This window comes from Robertmurraya mangrovi (assembly GCF_034427655.1).
GTDB lineage: Bacteria > Bacillota > Bacilli > Bacillales > Cytobacillaceae > Robertmurraya_A > Robertmurraya_A mangrovi.
On the sequence record NZ_JAXOFX010000019.1, the window covers coordinates 1 to 16954 of the forward strand.

General features: G+C 36.2%; 18 protein-coding genes. 4 read left to right on the forward strand and 14 right to left on the reverse strand.

Features of this window, described 5'->3' with window-relative positions; translation table 11 throughout:
• Positions 1–332: 332 nt before the first annotated feature.
• From abc-f to safA, 10 genes are all read right to left on the reverse strand, one after another.
• On the reverse strand, positions 333–2228 hold the full coding sequence (gene abc-f / locus SM124_RS19980; RefSeq protein ID WP_322448307.1) for a ribosomal protection-like ABC-F family protein: 1896 nt from the start codon (positions 2226–2228) through the stop codon (positions 333–335).
• A gap of 185 nt (positions 2229–2413) precedes the next feature.
• Entirely contained in the window at positions 2414–2560 is a 147-nt protein-coding gene (locus tag SM124_RS19985) for an RAxF-45 family protein (protein WP_322448308.1), read from the reverse strand.
• A 70-nt stretch (positions 2561–2630) separates the two neighbouring features.
• Positions 2631–3023, reverse strand: coding sequence for a (deoxy)nucleoside triphosphate pyrophosphohydrolase (locus tag SM124_RS19990; RefSeq protein ID WP_322448309.1), 393 nt, complete (start codon positions 3021–3023; stop codon positions 2631–2633).
• A 155-nt stretch (positions 3024–3178) separates the two neighbouring features.
• A complete protein-coding gene (locus SM124_RS19995) occupies positions 3179–3811 on the reverse strand; it encodes a response regulator transcription factor (RefSeq protein WP_322448310.1) in 633 nt (210 codons plus the stop codon).
• On the reverse strand, positions 3804–4850 hold the full coding sequence (locus tag SM124_RS20000; protein WP_322448311.1) for a sensor histidine kinase: 1047 nt from the start codon (positions 4848–4850) through the stop codon (positions 3804–3806). The genes SM124_RS19995 and SM124_RS20000 overlap by 8 nt, the downstream gene beginning before the upstream one ends.
• Positions 4847–5584 carry a cell wall-active antibiotics response protein LiaF gene (liaF, locus tag SM124_RS20005; protein WP_322448312.1) on the reverse strand — a complete coding sequence of 246 codons (738 nt, stop codon included), beginning with the start codon at positions 5582–5584 and terminating at the stop codon, positions 4847–4849. The genes SM124_RS20000 and liaF overlap by 4 nt, the downstream gene beginning before the upstream one ends.
• Before the next feature lie 140 nt (positions 5585–5724).
• On the reverse strand, positions 5725–6372 hold the full coding sequence (locus tag SM124_RS20010) for a PspA/IM30 family protein (protein WP_322448313.1): 648 nt from the start codon (positions 6370–6372) through the stop codon (positions 5725–5727).
• 269 nt (positions 6373–6641) lie between these two features.
• A complete protein-coding gene (locus SM124_RS20015) occupies positions 6642–6986 on the reverse strand; it encodes a lmo0954 family membrane protein (protein WP_322448314.1) in 345 nt (114 codons plus the stop codon).
• A gap of 490 nt (positions 6987–7476) precedes the next feature.
• Entirely contained in the window at positions 7477–8028 is a 552-nt protein-coding gene (locus SM124_RS20020; protein WP_322448315.1) for a glutathione peroxidase, read from the reverse strand.
• Between the two features lie 167 nt (positions 8029–8195).
• Positions 8196–8807 carry a SafA/ExsA family spore coat assembly protein gene (gene safA / locus SM124_RS20025; RefSeq protein ID WP_322448316.1) on the reverse strand — a complete coding sequence of 204 codons (612 nt, stop codon included), beginning with the start codon at positions 8805–8807 and terminating at the stop codon, positions 8196–8198.
• Between the two features lie 147 nt (positions 8808–8954).
• Here safA and SM124_RS20030 point away from each other — a divergent pair, with 147 nt between their 5' ends.
• Positions 8955–9905: a glycerophosphodiester phosphodiesterase family protein gene (locus SM124_RS20030; protein WP_322448317.1), complete on the forward strand. Its 951-nt coding sequence runs from the start codon at positions 8955–8957 to the stop codon at positions 9903–9905.
• Between the two features lie 47 nt (positions 9906–9952).
• Here SM124_RS20030 and rraA read toward each other — a convergent pair whose 3' ends face one another.
• Positions 9953–10429: a ribonuclease E activity regulator RraA gene (gene rraA / locus SM124_RS20035; RefSeq protein ID WP_322448318.1), complete on the reverse strand. Its 477-nt coding sequence runs from the start codon at positions 10427–10429 to the stop codon at positions 9953–9955.
• Between the two features lie 173 nt (positions 10430–10602).
• Between rraA and SM124_RS20040 the strand changes: the two genes are divergently transcribed.
• Positions 10603–10752, forward strand: a complete 150-nt coding sequence (locus SM124_RS20040) for a hypothetical protein (RefSeq protein ID WP_322448388.1) — start codon at positions 10603–10605, stop codon at positions 10750–10752.
• Positions 10753–10797: 45 nt separating this feature from the next.
• On the opposite strand, the gene SM124_RS20045 is transcribed toward SM124_RS20040, so the two are convergent.
• Both SM124_RS20045 and SM124_RS20050 read right to left on the reverse strand, forming a co-directional pair.
• Entirely contained in the window at positions 10798–11610 is an 813-nt protein-coding gene (locus SM124_RS20045; RefSeq protein ID WP_322448385.1) for an Fpg/Nei family DNA glycosylase, read from the reverse strand.
• Between the two features lie 77 nt (positions 11611–11687).
• Positions 11688–12371 (reverse strand): hypothetical protein, encoded by a 684-nt coding sequence (locus tag SM124_RS20050; protein WP_322448319.1) that lies wholly within the window; start codon positions 12369–12371, stop codon positions 11688–11690.
• 137 nt (positions 12372–12508) lie between these two features.
• On the opposite strand from SM124_RS20050, the gene SM124_RS20055 reads away from it, so the two are divergent.
• A complete protein-coding gene (locus tag SM124_RS20055; RefSeq protein ID WP_322448320.1) occupies positions 12509–14035 on the forward strand; it encodes an FAD-dependent oxidoreductase in 1527 nt (508 codons plus the stop codon).
• A 69-nt stretch (positions 14036–14104) separates the two neighbouring features.
• Here SM124_RS20055 and SM124_RS20060 read toward each other — a convergent pair whose 3' ends face one another.
• Positions 14105–15124, reverse strand: coding sequence for a serine hydrolase domain-containing protein (locus SM124_RS20060; protein WP_322448321.1), 1020 nt, complete (start codon positions 15122–15124; stop codon positions 14105–14107).
• Positions 15125–15368: 244 nt separating this feature from the next.
• On the opposite strand from SM124_RS20060, the gene SM124_RS20065 reads away from it, so the two are divergent.
• Complete coding sequence (locus SM124_RS20065) at positions 15369–16952, forward strand: bifunctional metallophosphatase/5'-nucleotidase (RefSeq protein WP_322448386.1); 1584 nt, start codon at positions 15369–15371, stop codon at positions 16950–16952.
• Positions 16953–16954 lie beyond the last annotated feature (2 nt).

Consider the following 16954-nt stretch of genomic DNA (forward strand, 5'->3'; position numbering starts at 1 on the left):
ACAAAAAAAGGGAACAAATATCAATCTTATTTGTAGATTGTCTTTTTTGCTCCCACAGCAAAATATAGATGTAAAATTTTTACTTAAATTCAAATTGATTTACAACTTTGCAAAGCCAGTGGGTCTCCCCAGCCCCGTGCTCCCGCAGGAGTCTTCGTGCCTTCCACTCCAATCAACATAGTGCACAATATAAAGATGGAACTTTAAAGGAGTATTTTTTATAAAGGCTCTTTTCTAAACTTTGTTGTTCCATACGTGTATTAATCTACCTATAAGAAATACATCTTCTATAAGGACTCCTTTATTTTAGGTACCTATCGGATAGCCCCTTTTTATTCCGCCAACAATTCTAAATCTGTGTAAAGTTCTTCCCACCGTGATTCTAAAGTTTCTTTTTCTTGAAACAGGTTTTGTAGTATTTCTAACTCTTTTTCAACGCTAAGGAGTGTATCTAATTGGGTTATTCTTTCTTCAATTTCATCTATTAGTTTTTGGAGTTCCTTTATTCGATGGTTGTTTTTAGGTTTAGGGTCTTTTTGAATAGGAACTTCCTTTATTTCTTTTGTTACTATTATTTCTACTTCTTGCTTTTTGCTATTTTTATGTTGAATCAGCTTTTCTTTTGCCCAGTTATAGTTTCCCTCAAAAGAATGTACCTCTTTAGAATCAATCCAATAGATTCTTTCAAATAACTTGTTTAAGAAGTATCGGTCATGGGATACGGCTAGTATCGTTCCATTGAATTCCTCGAGAGCTTCTTCCAAAACTTCTCTAGATTCAATATCGAGATGGTTGGTTGGTTCATCTAAAATTAACAGGTTAATGTCCTGATGCATGAGCTGTGCTAGTTTTAGACGCATTTTTTCTCCACCACTTAGTTGAGATACTTTTCTAAAAACCGTATGTCCGTAAAAAAGGAATCTGGCTAAAATGTGGCGTGCTTCCCCTTCTGTTACTCTTATTTCATTTCTAAAAGCTTCGATCATCGTCTCATTTCCAATGTCAGAAAACACATGCTGTGATAGATAGCCTACCTTGACATTACTTCCTAATTTTACCGTTCCAGTATCAGGTTCAACCTGTTTTAGCATCATTTTAATTAAAGTTGATTTCCCAGTACCGTTTTCTCCAACGATTGCGACTCGCTGCTTATAAAAAATATCCATATTCACATTAGCAAACAAGGTTTGATTGCCATATTGTTTCGAAACCTCTTTTAAAATAATGACATCATTTCCACTTCGATCAGCAGAGTCTATTTCTAAATTCATTTTCTTTCGATTAAGAATCGGGCGATTTAGCTTCTCCATTCTTTCAAGGGCTCTTTCCATATTTCTTGCTCTTTTATGAAGACCTTCATTTGGCGGATTTGCCCGATTAGCCCACTCTCTTAGTCTCTTTATGGCTTCTTTCATTTTCTTAATTTTTTTCTGTTGCTCTTCATAGGCCTGGAATTCTCTTAAGAGCTTTTCTTCTTTTTCCTTCACGAATCCAGAGAAATTTGTATGATACGTGTGAATTTCACCATCTTCTAAATCTAAGATTTTGTTAGCGACCTCATCTAAGAAATGACGATCATGGGAAACAACTACAACAGTACCCGAATAATCTTTTAAAAAACTTCCCAACCACTCTACTGCCATTAAATCTAAATGGTTCGTAGGTTCATCTAAAAGAAGAAAGGCTGGGTTTTTCAGTAAAATGAGCGCAAGACCAACCTTTGTCTTCTCTCCTCCACTTAATTCCTCAAAAAGCTTTTCTAATAGAGGTTTTATATTTAATCCATGAACGATTTTTTCAATGTTCGCTTCAATTTCATATCCACCTTTTAAAGTAAATTGATCTTGAAGATTCCCATATTCTTCAATCAGCTTGGATAATACATCCGTGTCCAGTTCCGATCCCATTTCGATTTCAAGCTCTTTCATTCTACTTTCAAGAGTTAGTAGAGGAGTAAAGGCTGTTCTTAAGACCTCTTTTGTTTTCAGGTCACTAGGAAACTTAGGGATTTGAGCTAAATAACCAATTTCTAAACCTTTTTTCCAATGGATTTGTCCGGAATCTGGCGTTTCTTCTCCTGCTAATAATCTAAATAAGGTCGTCTTACCTCCACCATTGCGGCCAACTAATCCTACACAATCTTGCTCTTGGATTTCAAAAGACAAGTTTTCAAATATTAAATTGCTTCCATACATTTTCCCGATTTTATTTACACTACATGCGATCATTTTATATTCCTCCGATATTCATTACTTGTTTTAGTACGCAAAAAAGCCATGGGAAACATAACAGTCCCATGGCACTTTTTAAATGTGGTTCAGTAGAAATTTAGTTTTATAGCACATTACCAACTAAATTCCATAAAAAAAGAGAGCACGAAAAGCCCCCTTTTAACCGTCCTTATAAAATGTGGTTAAGAGATGTTTTCACCGTTTTCATTTGCTATTAAGTTGTTAAAAAAGGGCAGACTTATCCCGTTAACAACTAAAAATGCAAATTTATCACGGAAAATATATAAGAATTCTTCCCAAAATCCGTGTAAAAAAACAGTGTTATTCATCTCTCTCCACCTCCGTTTCCATATAGTTATTTTTATTCTATAACTTTGTAAAAGGCTTATCAAGTTATTTTTACCAATTGTCGACTATTTTCTTTACAGTTGGCAAATCGGCTGGGGCCCAGTCTAAACGAGATAATTCCTGCTTTGTGACCCATTTCAGTTCTTGATGTTCCTTAGCCCTTGGTTCACCTTGAACTATTTCTGCTTTATATGTCAGTAAGTTGATGATGAATTTTTCTTTAGCAAACTTACTGTCTTCTATTTGCTCATACACTTTAATTGCGCAGCCTAATTCCTCTTGAATTTCTCTTATTAAGGCCTCTTCAGGAGATTCCCCCTTTTCAATCTTCCCCCCTGGAAACTCCCATACATTGGGTGAGGACATTTTAGGAGATCTTAGGGCACAGAGAATTTCCCCTCTTTCATACGTGATAACTGCACCTACTACTTTAATTGTTTTCATAGAATCACCTATATATTTATTAACCACTTTAAAAAGTATCTCCAAACATAATAAAAAATAAATGGCTGACCCAAGAAGTCGTTTTTAAACAACCTGTTGGGCCAGCCTTAGAGTCTAAATAAACACAAACATCCCTTAATCAAAGGGAATTTTATTTATTCAACTAATGAATGTTTAAAAGCATAGATAACTGCTTGGGTGCGGTCCTGTACTTGTAGCTTGCTTAGAATATTACTTACGTGAGTTTTTACCGTTTTTAAAGCAATAAACAACTCATCGGCGATTTCTTGATTTGTTTTCCCTTGTGCCATCAGGAGTAAAATTTCCATCTCCCTAGAAGTTAGTTCTTCATGGGGCTCTACATGGTTTCCTTGGCGCATTTTCATCATCATTTTGCCGGTTACCTCAGGTTCCAAAACCGATTGACCATGGTATGTTGCACGAACAGCATCAGCAATTTCGCTTGCCTTTGATGTTTTTAACATATAGCTTGTTGCACCTGCTTCTAGGGCAGGATATACTTTTTCATCGTCTAGGAAGCTCGTTACTATGATGATTTTTGCTTCGGGCCACTTTTCAATTATATTTCTTGTTGATTCTATTCCGTCCATTTCCTTCATAACTAAGTCCATTAATATAATATCTGGTCGTAGCTCTAATGCCATATCAATTGCTGTTCTACCGTTATCAGCCTCTCCTACTACATCAATATCCGGCTGAGCAGAAAGGTAGGAGGAAACCCCGATCCTTACCATCTCATGGTCATCAACAAACAGAACTTTAATCATTCTCTTCACCCTTTTCCATCATCATAGGAACTTTAACTTCTAAACGAGTTCCTTTATTTTTTACACTAACGATTTTGAACGTTCCGCCAATTTCAACTGCTCGTTCATACATATTTTGCATTCCGTATGAACCAGCTTTAGCCTCCTCAGCATCAAACCCTACCCCATCATCTACGACTCTTAAAATGATTAAGCCATCACGTTGGATTAATCGTACCTCGAGTTGTGTAGATTTCGAATGACGTAATGTGTTAGACACAGACTCTTGTAAAATTCTAAAAAGATGGTCTTCTACCCCTTTATCAAGTGGGAATTCTTCCACCTTCCAGTTAATCTTCATCGTTACTTTCTGCTGTAATTCGATTAATAACTCTTCAATTCCTTCTTGTAGAGTCTTACCTTTTAAAGCTGCAGGTCTTAGATGTAATAGAAGGGCTCTCATTTCCAATTGGGATTGGTGAATCATTGATTCTACCATTCCTAGTTGTTTTTTCTCCCGTTCGCTGTTCAGAGTTACGGTTTCATTAATTGCCGACATTAGCATAGATGCAGCAAATAACTGCTGACTGACTGAGTCATGAAGCTCCCTAGCTAATCGGTTACGTTCTTGTGAAATAATTTCCTGGATCCGATTTTCCTGGTCTTCTGCCTTTTCGTTTGCCAGTTTCTGTGAGAGCATGGCTTGGTCTGTAATCTGTTTAGATATTTTTAGAGCGCGGTTAGCAATAGATTTCATGTCATTAGTTGCACTAATTTCTTTTACATCAAGAGTTCTTCCTTCTTCTATTTCATGTAAAAGGTGATCAATAGAATGTAATTGTTTACGCCAATACAGTCCTGAACCAAATCCAAATATAATTCCTATTGCAAGACTCACACTAGGTACAAAGAAGATAAATGGAATATCCATTAACTCACGGTTCCATAGTTCTTCCCAATTATTTAAATGAAAGACCGTTATAAAGGATGCTGTGATTAAGATAAAGACAACGAGTGATAAAACGGTTCCCCAAATAATTTGACGCTGTACTATACTCATACTCGTTTCACCTCTAAATCTCCAACTAGAAACGAGGTGAATATTTTTACCTTTTGTTCTGCCTTCTCATATTCTTCTGTTTGAAAATGGATGGCTTGGTTAAATACTCTTCCATCTTCATGTCCAAGTATGTTCGCTGTTCCTGCCATGACAGAGTGACTTACATTTACTTCAATATCATACGGAATGAGTACCTTTACATTTCCAACAAAATTTCGAACGAAAATCACCGTTTCCCCTTTAGGTAATACGGTATAACTAAGATCAATGACTGTATCCCCTATTCCCGCTTGGATATTGATATCATTCCATTCGTAAACGTGCTCTGGAGTCCTTTGTTCACCAAATAAAACATTTTCAAAAAGCGGCTGTTTTCTTATGACAGGTGTTTTCGGATTTGGATCAATCACTTTTTCTTTTACAATTGGGCGAATTCGATCAGGATTTTTCTTCGATTTCGCAAACTGAATGAGAAGATGAATGAGAAGAGCTAGCAAAAAGAACTTCAATGTCATCATATTAACGATACTTATGAAAAAGGTGAGAACTCCTCCCCAAAAGAGGACCTTACCTGACGTTAAAGGCATTCTTTTTCGCCCGATATACATCATCCCAGTGGACACAAGTAATGAGAAGATTAGACCCCTATTGAAAAAAGAAACTTCAAGCAATAAGAATATAATTCCAAACAATAGAGCCCAACTAATAAAATCACTATTAATTCTAGATTTCATATTTATTCCTCCTCTCCTGTGACAAATGGGGCAATGTACATCCCAATACACAAAAATATTACTATGAAAAAGATTAATAGAATGAGCTTAAATGAATGAGAAACATTACAGGTAATATTCACCTGTAATGTTCTTTACTATTATAGATTAGTATTTGTTTCCTCTTTTTTCAATTGTTTTTCCAAGATGGCAATACGAGAATCAATGGTATTGCGGTAGTAAGAACTATTAACTTGGTGTTCTAAACGATCTAAGTAGGATTCAATTTCCTGGAATCTTGAATATGACTTATCTGAATATGTCTGATTATCTAGCACTTTGCTAATTTGATGGTTGGCACGAGACACATTTTCTCTTCCCATAAGTTCCATTCGACGAATATGCATATCCTTTAATTTGTGCTTCATTTCTTCATACTTACTTTCTAGTTCTGTTAATTGTTTTGTTGCTTCGTTTAAAACTTCCTTTAGGCGGACCGCACGTTCCTCGTACTGACTTTGCTCTTGCATAGCAAAGTTATACAGTTCCATTTCTCCAGCTTTTGAAGCAACTTCTGCTTGACGTTTACGCTTTTCAGCTAAATCATTTGCTTGGTAGAATTCACGTGTGAACTCTTCTTTTAAAGAATATTGTCTTTCTAATAACTTGCGAACTTTTTCTGTTTCTTGCTCACACTGACGTAAATATTGATTTAGCATCGCGATTGGATTTTTCTTTTCTTTCACATCTAAAGTTTCGTTAATGTCTGCTACCACCATATCTTTAATACGAGTAAATAAGTTTGCCATGTTTTTTTCTCTCCTTTAATTAACTTTTAGTTTTTTAAAAATTATGTTTGTTACTCTAAAAGATGGTTATTTTTTTGTATATTTCCCGTTCCTTTCCGCTCCGGGCACTTGCTTTCCGCAAGGAGGAAGTCGAGCCTCCTCGCCGTTCCGGCTGTGGGGTCTCGACCTTTCCTCTATTTCTTGCTGGAGTCAAGTGCCCTCCGCTACAATCCACTCAATGCTTCAAATGCTGTTAAAAGCAACAACCTTTGCGGAAAGAATCAAAGTTATTAATTTTTTAATTGAGACCATTGTTTTTCAAAGTTTTGGAATGGGTCATTGTCTTCTTTTACTACTGCTGTTTTTTCTTCGTTCCATTTTTTATAGACTACATATAGAATGTAAGCTGCTGCTACTCCGATGATGGCTGGTACATTAGATGCTGTAGCCATCAGTAGGATGAACCCTAGAATTCCTAATCCAATTTTTAGACCAAGTGAATCTGTTTTTAAGAACTGTTTGAAGACGAAGTAGAGAATCACCATGCTCACTACTAGCCCCACTAGTGGTCCAAGATTTGATAATAAAACTAATGCTGAAATGCCTCCTATTAAAAGCAACCCGAATTTTTTCATTTTTCGTTGCCTCCTTTCTTGATTTCATCTTACCTAGAATTTGAACTTCTCATAACGAGCCAGAGCTTTATTTTTCATTAAGACCTGAGGCTTAGAAGGTGTTAGGACTGGGCTGTAGTGGGCATCTTTAAGTTGTTTTTTACACAGAACTATACCTTACTTAAGATTTATTTTATTGAGGGCTAATTGGAATTCGACAATTTTTTCACATGAAACGACAAAAAACACGTTCCTTTTACGAAACGTGTGATATAAAACACTTAAAATGTTGGATTAGTCGCCATCCGTTTCCAGTAATCAGCGGTTTTAACAACATTTTTACATTATATATATGAACTTGAAAGAACTACCATGTGACATTTTTCGACAAATTTCTTATAATCTAATTAAGTAATGAGCGAACATTACTTTTTGATTGCTTTCTTTTTACTCATTTGATACGACTAGTGAGCTGATTACTCACTAGTCTTTTTTTTGCACATTTTTTCTTTTAAGAGTTCAATACTCTCTCTATATCTTGTTCCATATCAAGTGGATCAGTTGTTGCCTCAAAACGTTTTACTACATTTCCCTCACGGTTGATAAGAAACTTCGTAAAGTTCCACTTAATAGAATCTCCAATTAAATATTCAGGGTGTTTTTCTTTTAATAAAGGGATTAAAATTTTTGCAACTGGGTGGTTAGTGTCGAAACCTTCAAATGGCTTTTCGAATGTTAGGTAGTTAAATAATGGATGGGCATCTTCATCTCTTACATTGATCTTTTGGAACATCGGGAACGACACTCCATAACGTAATTCACAGAACGATTGAACTTCCTCGTTTTTACCAGGCTCTTGCCCCGCAAATTGGTTACATGGAAACCCTAATACAACTAACCCCTGTTCTTTATATTTTTCATAAAGTCCTTGTAAATCTTGATATTGAAAAGTAAATCCACATTGACTAGCTGTATTGACAATTAACATCGCTTTTCCTTCATACTCGCTTAGAGAAACTTCTCGTCCATTCATTGCTTTGGCTGTAAAATCGTACACACTCATGCTGAAATCCCCCTAGAATTAGTTATATATTCATAGTACAAAAATACTACTTAGAGACATTATAATAGGGATTTCATCAGTAGTAAATTATAATGCTTCTAAAATTATAATTATTTTTAATTAGAAAAAAATCCCATGGATCTATTATCCACGGGACTTTTCTTCTATTATTTAGATATAAACATTTGTGTCCAGTAAGGTCCTTTTCCACCTGTTGCATACCCTACACCGATATGAGTGTATCCTGCGCTCAAGATGTTTTTTCTATGTCCTTCGCTATTCATCCATGCTGTTACTACTTCTTGCGGGGTTCTTTGTCCCATCGCAATATTTTCACCGGCACTTCTGTAAGAAATTCCAAAGCTTCTCATCATATCAAAAGGAGATCCATATGTAGGACTTGTATGAGAGAAATAATTTTTGTCCCTCATGTCTACTGATTTGTATCTAGCCACTCTTGATAACTGCCAATCAGCAACTAAAGGTTTTAATCCATATTTTGCTCTTTCTTGATTAGTTAATTGGATTACTTGATGCTCGACATTTTTGACTGCATCATAATCCGGGATGGTGACTTTTTGTCCCGGATAAATTAGCGCAGGGTTTTTAATATGTGGATTAGCCTCAATAATCTCTGACAAACCGACTTGGTATCTTACTGAAATTTTCCACATACTGTCCCCTGGTTGGACGGTATATACTTGCTGTGCAAAAGAGATGGTTGGTAAGGCAAACATTGATACGATTAATGCCAAGATTGGTAATAGTTTTTTTAGCATTTTTCACTCCTCCTCAAATTTTATCATTTGAATAAAAGTAAGGAAAAAGTCTAGGTTATTTTTACTATTTTTAGCATGAAAGAGGAATATAAATAGAAAACTCGAATGTTTACTTAACCATACTAAATTAAGCTTGGAGGGAATTTAATGAGTAGTAGCTCAGTACCGGTTCCTGTTAAAAAGAGAAAAGCCTCTATAGTCTTTAGTTGGGGCTTAATGGCATTAGTAGTCATTTTTATTGTTATTTATTTTTTACCCGTTGAAAAGCGACCAATGAAAGCATTTTTTGAAGATATGAAAGCTCCACTTGTCATCGCACATCAAGGTGGTGAACTTCTAGCTCCATCCAATACGATGGTTGCCTTTGAGCAAGCGGTTGAACTAGGCGTAGATGTGCTGGAGTTTGATATCCATACCACAGAAGATGGACATCTAGTTGCTATTCATGATGCAACCGTTGATCGTACGACAAATGGTGAAGGAGTTGTAGCCGAACTAACACTTGAGGAGATTCAGAGTTTTGATGCTGGTTACCATTTTGTTGATTTAAATGGAGAGAATAGCTACCGTGGTAAAGATATCATTATACCGACGGTTGAGGAGATATTTAAGAAGTTCCCTCATATGAAGATGGTCATAGAGATTAAAGATGATAACCCAAGTGAGAGAATCGAAGAAATTTCAGAAAACCTTTGGAATCTCATTCAAAAATACCAGATGGAAGATCAAGTGGTGATTACAGCATTCGATCAAGACATAGTGGAAACGTTCAAAAAGGTTTCTAACGAAGGAACAGCTATAGCAGGCGGAAGACAGGAAATTAAAAAGTTTGTTATTTACCATACGATTTTTGCTCGAAATTTATATACACCGCAAGTAGATACTTTTCAAATTCCTGTTAGTGAAGCTGGAATAGATTTGACTAAGAGCAGTCTCGTTAAAGGGGCCCATCGAAGAGGAATCGACGTACATTACTGGACCATTGACGACAAAGAAACGATGAAAAAACTGATAAACGCAGGTGCTGATGGGATTATAACGAATCGCCCTGATATAATGATTGAGTTGCTAGAGGAGATGGGTTTACGGACAAAGTGATACAGTTAAAGCTTAGAGACCAAATCTCTAAGCTTTTTTAGTATATTTCACAGCTTTCTAGGTGAAACTACGACACCATCCTCATCCGCATATATATAATCGCCTGGTCTCCACTCTATCCCTAAAAAGGAAAGAACTTGATTAACCTCGCCCTTTCCACCCTTTTTACTCTTAAGAGGATTGGTTCCAAGAGCTAGAATTCCTACATCTAATAATGCTAACTCGGCAGAATCACGTACACATCCGTTTATGATAACGCCGGCTAATCCTCTTGACTCAGCAATATCTCCTAAATTATCCCCCATTAAAGCACAGTTTCTAGAACCGCCACCATCCACAACCAACACACTGCCTGTAGGGATCGTTTCAAGTGCTTGCTTGACTAGAACATTATCTTCATATACTTTAACGGTACAAATTGGTCCGAAAAAAGCTGTTCTTTTCCCAAAGGATTGAAGTTCTGAACCTAATACTTGAAGCTCATTTGAAAAATCATCACATAAATCTGCTGTTTTAAAACTCATTCTACCGCCTCCCTTTTATATGTTTAAAGGTATTCTTGAGAAGCGGAGATTTTTCCTTTTAGAAATAAAAATTTTATAACGTGCAAAATATATTAATTTCGCTCGGTGACTAAGTGATTTCGGAAAGATTGCCCCTTCCTCAGCATATACCTGTTAAAAAGGGAGGGATTTTCGTGGCTTACATGTGGACGGTTACTGTTGGTTTTATCGTGGGGTTAGGTTTAACTGGATGGGCTTTTGTTCATTTTTTAAAGGGTGCACTGAACTCAGAAGACTCCGTTAGAATAGATCCACTGCCAAAAGAAGATCAAATCTCTGAATAGCGCAAAAATAAATGGGCTAATGAAATGCTAGCCCATTTTTCCTGCTTATTCTCTTTGACAATTTGGACAATAAAACGTTTTTCTTGAGGATAACTCTTCTTTTACAATAGTGCCACCACATCTGTTACATGTTTCCCCTTCTCTGTCATAGACATAACAATGTTCGTTATACCCACCCGTTAGGTTATCTCCCTTATAAAGCGGCTGGTCCATGTATCCTCCAAATTTCAATGCTCTCCTTAAAGCTGATTGCATTCCATTGTAGAGCTCTTGCCTCATTTCTTGTGTAAGAGTATCTATCTTTTTCCCCGGTTGAAGTTTAGCCTCATAACAGATTTCATCAGAATAGCAGTTACCAATCCCTGATATAAACTGTTGGTTTACTAACGTCGTTTTAAGCATACCTCTTCTCGAATCTAATAGTTCATTAAATTTAGGTAAACTAAACTGCATATCTAAAGGCTCCGGACCTAAGTCAGAAAGTTCTTTTTCAAGCTCTGTTTCTGTTAATAAATGAAGATAACCTAGTCTTAACCCAATAAAATAGAGGCTAATAGGACCAAAGGTTAAAATCACTTGTTTTGTCCTCTCAGGATTATCTTCCTCGTCCCCTAAATACATCCATCCACCTAACATTAAGTGTAAAAGAAGACTTTTACCATTACTCAACTTAAAAATTAAATGTTTAGCTCTTCTATTAATAGCAATAATATGGGCATTTCCTAGCTCCTTTGTAAACTGTTCAGGAGCTACATTTATAGACTTTTCTCTATTTATGGTTACTTCAGCTATCGTCTTACCAACTATTCTTTCGCCTAATAATTTTTTGTAGGTTTCCATTTCCGGAAGTTCTGGCACCATATTCAACCCCTTTTTCTTCACTAATAGTTAGTATGAAGAAGTAGGGAATAAATAATGTAAGGCGCCTCCTGTTGCTAGTTTTTCAAGAAAGGTTCTATTTCCTCTGAAAGAATATTTGTACTCCAAGGATGCCAATAGTAGTTTCTTTCATCAAAGTGGATATCGTATTTATAGGCAATAGGACCATCAACATAAAGAACAAAAGTATAAGTAGTTGGGTCCTTTTCGAATGTGTTTGGCTGATAGTTTTCATCCTCTTTACTATCTTTGAGTAACTCAATAAAAACCTTCATATCCTGACTTTTAAGCTCTCTGATAAACTGATGGTTTTCACCTGGAACAAACTTATATATCAATATTTTCGTTATCTCCTCTAAAGGAACATCTTTAAAGTGCCAATCAAAGCCTGATTCGTTAGCTGCAAACACTCGATATTGATTAATATGAGACGAGTCTTTAACAACTATTAAATCTGAAAATCCTTTTACCTTATAAATTTGGGTCCCTTTTTCTAGAAAGGCTGCATCTCCGTGTTTAATTTTATAATTCGTATTCGTAATATTGTCCGCTACTTTAAATTTCACCTTCCCTAGTTTATCCCCAACATAGGTATCATCGGAAAGTTCCCCAGAGTATATTCCGTAGTAATGAGTGTCTTTCCAGACAATAAAATCTACCCACTCGATAATGGCGTTTCCAGCTGGACCGCAAGCTGTTAATAAGAGAAACATACTAAAAAGAACTATAATTTTTTTCATCTGACTCACCCCTTTAAGATTTAGACGTATTTTAGTAAAAACAGTTCCACCTTCCTAGTTAAATTCTGTAATTTTATACATATTTCTCTTTCAAATGGAAAAATTATGTACATGCTGTTTGACTGAGGAGGATTTCCATGACAAAGAACTATCAAATGCCACAGTTTCCAGAACCGTACTGGAGAGATATGGACTTACCAATCTTTAATAAATTAATAGAAGATACTCATTACGATGTGGCCATAGTTGGTGGAGGAATAACAGGTATTACAACAGGTTATCTTTTAGCAAAAGAAGGTGTTAAGGTCGCTATTATTGAGGCTGGCCGCATTTTAAACGGCACAACAGGACATACGACAGCTAAAATTACAGCACAGCACGGGCTTATTTATGATGAGTTTATTAGTCATTTAGGTGAAGAAGGAGCAAGACTATATTATGATGCTGCAACTGATGCTTTAAACTTCATCCGAAATACAGTAAAAGAGAATAATATTGAGTGTGACTTTAGTGAACAAGAAGCTTTTGTTTACTCTGTTTCAGATGAATATGACCAAAAAGTTAGAAAAGAAGCAGAAGCCTATGAAAAGCTTGGGATTAACGGTGGACTTGTAGACGGAATTCCATTTAACATTGAAACAAAATCTACACTAGTCATGCGTGACCAAGCACAATTTCATCCGTTAAAATATTTAAACTCGTTAGTTCAATCCTTCCTTGAAGCTGGTGGAGTTATTTATGAAAACACAACAGCGATGGATATAAATAACGGACCTGAAACAGCGGTTGTCTTAAGAAATGGTAAAAAGATTACATGCAAGCACTTAGTTGCTGCCTCTCATTTTCCTTTCTGCGATAAAAAGGGGCTTTATTTTGCAAGGATGTATGTAGAAAGGTCTTATATTATTGGAGTAAAAACAAAAAAGGAATTTCCAGGTGGAATGTACTTAAGTGCTGATTCACCAACTCGTTCTCTTCGTTCCACTCCAATGGATGATGGGCAACTTGTGCTCGTTAGTGGCGATGGTCATAAAACCGGGCAAGGTGTAGATACGATGAAGCATTATTTAGCCCTTGAAGAGTTTTCTCAAAATGTATTTGGTATTGACGAGTATTTATATCGCTGGTCTGCCCAAGATATGTACACGCTCGATAAAGTTCCTTACGTTGGGCCAATTACGAATGATGACCCAACCATTTTAATGGCAACTGGATATCATAAGTGGGGAATGACAAACGGTACGCAAGCGGCTATTCTCTTAAGTGACACCATTTTAAATAAAGAGAATCGTTACAGCAAATTATATGATCCTTCTAGATTCCACGCAGATCCTGACATTAAGAAGTTTGTTTCTATTAATGCAGATGTGGCGAAGCATTTTGTAAAAGGAAAGCTTGAATTCGTTCCAACAAAGTTTGAGGATATTAGTAATGATGAAGGTGCCGTTGTCATGGTTAACGGAGAACGTGCTGGTTGCTATAGAGACCAAGATGGAACGTTACATGTCGTTGATACTACATGTACTCACCTTGGCTGTGAAGTAGAGTGGAATCATGGTGACCGTACATGGGATTGTCCATGTCATGGCTCTAGATTCTCATATGACGGTGAAGTGGTGGATGGTCCTGCTGTACATCCATTGAAGAAAGTGGATTTGGAATAAGAAAAGCGGAAGCGCCTTGGTCAGTGAAGAAGTAAATTAAATGAGCTTGGAATTCTCCAAGCTCATCTTTTATTTAATATTTAGTTCATCTTCAATCCCAGTAAGAATATCAAACGCACCATCTGCTTGATTGGAACAAATGACAATTTTTGTATTTGTTTCAGGGTAAAAGGCTGCTCGAAAGTTTACACCAGGGTCATAACCCATTAGATAATATTTGGATATGCTCCTATTCTCATGTTTCATCCAGATTCCATAACCATATGAAATAGATTCATTAACACTCGCATGTGGAGTGAGTAATTGGTTAGTAGTCTCTTTATTTAATAATAGACCATTTAACAAAGCTTCCAATAACTCTGCCATACTTTTTGCTGTAACAAACGCTCCACCATCTGAACCTCCTTTTGCCGGTAAGGAGTATACATTCGTTTTCCATTTTCCATCAGGAAGGTCAATGTATCCAAGTGCAGTTCTTTCTGGTAATGAATCCATCTCAAAATAACCAGCATCCATTGAACATTTCTTAAATATATTTTTTTCTACATAATCAGTAAAAGTTACTCCACTTAACTCTTCGACAACCAGACCTAGTAATATGTAGCCAGCATTATTGTAGTGAAACATACTCCCCGGCTGAGATTTCATTGCTTCTAGCTCAAACATCGGTAAGAAATCTCTTAATCTCCTAATATGATACATCGGTCTTTGAATCCATAGTTCCTCAAAATCATCCATCACTTCTTCGTCAAAATAATCAGGAATCCCGGAAGTATGTGTGAGCAGCTGATGTATCGTAATACTCTCATCAAAATGCGGAAAATGGATATTTAGGCACTCTTTTAAACGGGTATTAAAAGTAACCTTCCCTTGTTCAACAAGTTGAGCAATAGCAATAGCGGTTAATATCTTACTCCCTGAAGCAATTCCATAGCGAGTGTTCGATTGATTTTCTATTTTTTCAGCTCGATTGGCATATCCGAAACTTTTATCAAAAATAACAGATTCTCCAGTTTGGACAAAAACGGTGCCTGAAAAATTCTTTTCTGCTTGGATTTGATTGATTTTATTTAACAGATTTTTGTTCATTGCGTTCCTCCTACTAGCACGAATGTATCCCACGTTTTAGAGATTGAATAAATAAAAACTTTTTAAATAATCCTATCTTAACATAAAATACCAGTAAGAGATTGTATAATGAAATCCGTATAATTTTCTATTCAGACTTCAAAGAAGTATAGTTTCTTTTACCTTAGGAGATAAAGACAGTATTCTATTGCCCTAGATTAAGAAGAAAATCTACCTTATGTTTAAAAGGAGGGACTCAGGATTGGTGAAGGAAGAATCTACTTGTACATTCGCACTTTTACAAACAAGTGATATTCACGGAAATATTTTTCCGACCAGTTACGGTAATCGTTTAAAGTTGAATGCTGGTTTAGGCAAGCTCGCCACGATTATTAATCAGGAAAAAGTCCAGTATGAATATCACTTATTAATTGATAACGGTGATGTCATCCAAGGTACTCCATTGACCTACTATTTTGCTAAGTTTGTTGCAGACAATAATAATCCCATCATTAGCGTACTAAATGAGTTAAAGTATGATGCAGCCGTCATTGGGAACCATGAATTTAATTTTGGGATGGAATTATTAAACAGTACCATCAAACAATCTTCTTTTCCATGGCTGTCTGCTAATCTCTTAAATCAAGAGACTAACCAACCTTTGTTTGGAAAACCTTATATGGTTAAAGAGTATCCGAATGGTTTAAGGGTTGCTGTTTTAGGTGTAACTACACATTACATACCAAATTGGGAAGACCCTAAGCATATAAAAGGAATTCTATTTCAAGATGCCTTGGAAGCAACGAAGCACTGGGTGAAATATATTCAAGAAAAGGAAACCTATGATATTTTAGTCGTTTCCTATCATGGTGGGTTTGAGCGGGACCTTGTTACGGGTGAGCCAACAGAAGCGTTAACAGGTGAAAATCAAGCTTTTGCTATGTGTCAAGAAATTGATGGAATAGATGTTTTATTAACAGGACATCAGCATCGGAAAATTGCTACAACTGTGAATGGGAGATGTGTCCTTCAACCAAGTTTTAATGGTCAATCTTTAGGAAAAGTTGAAATCCAGTTGAAACGTCTGGATGGAAAATGGCTTATAGGAGATACAAAGACGGAGTTACTAGATGTAACTGATTCTGTTGTTGCTGACGAAAGAATATTAGCACTATCTTACGAACAAGAAACGCGAACTCAAACATGGCTTGATGAGCCAGTCGGAAAAATTAGAGGAGATATGATGATTAGGAGCGCAAACGAAGTACGACTCGGTGATCATCCTTTAATAGAATTCCTAAATAAAGTACAGATGAATGCTGCACAAGTAGATATTTCCTGTACAGCACTACTAAATAATGAATCTCCTGGTTTTAGCGAGCATGTAACTATGCGTGATATTATTTCAAACTATATCTATCCAAACACGTTAAAAGTAATACGTATTACAGGACAGGATATTAAAGATGCACTCGAATTAAGTGCTAGCTATTTTACTTTAGATAACGATAAAAAGATCATTGTTAATCCTGATTTTATTGAACCAAAGCCACAACATTATAATTATGACATGTGGGAAGGAATCGAATACGAATTTAATATTAGTAAACCTTTTGGTGAGCGAGTTGCTAATTTGCTTTATCAAGGAAAGCCGGTGGGGCTGAATAAGGAATATGAAGTGGTAATGAACAACTACCGGGCAGGTGGCGGCGGTAACTATACCATGTATAAAGGGAAACCAGTTGTAAAGGAAATTCAGAAAGATATGGCAGAACTGATTGCTGAATATATTTCAAAAAAAGGTACCGTTGAGGCCACTTGTAATCATAATTGGAGAGTTATTTATTAAAT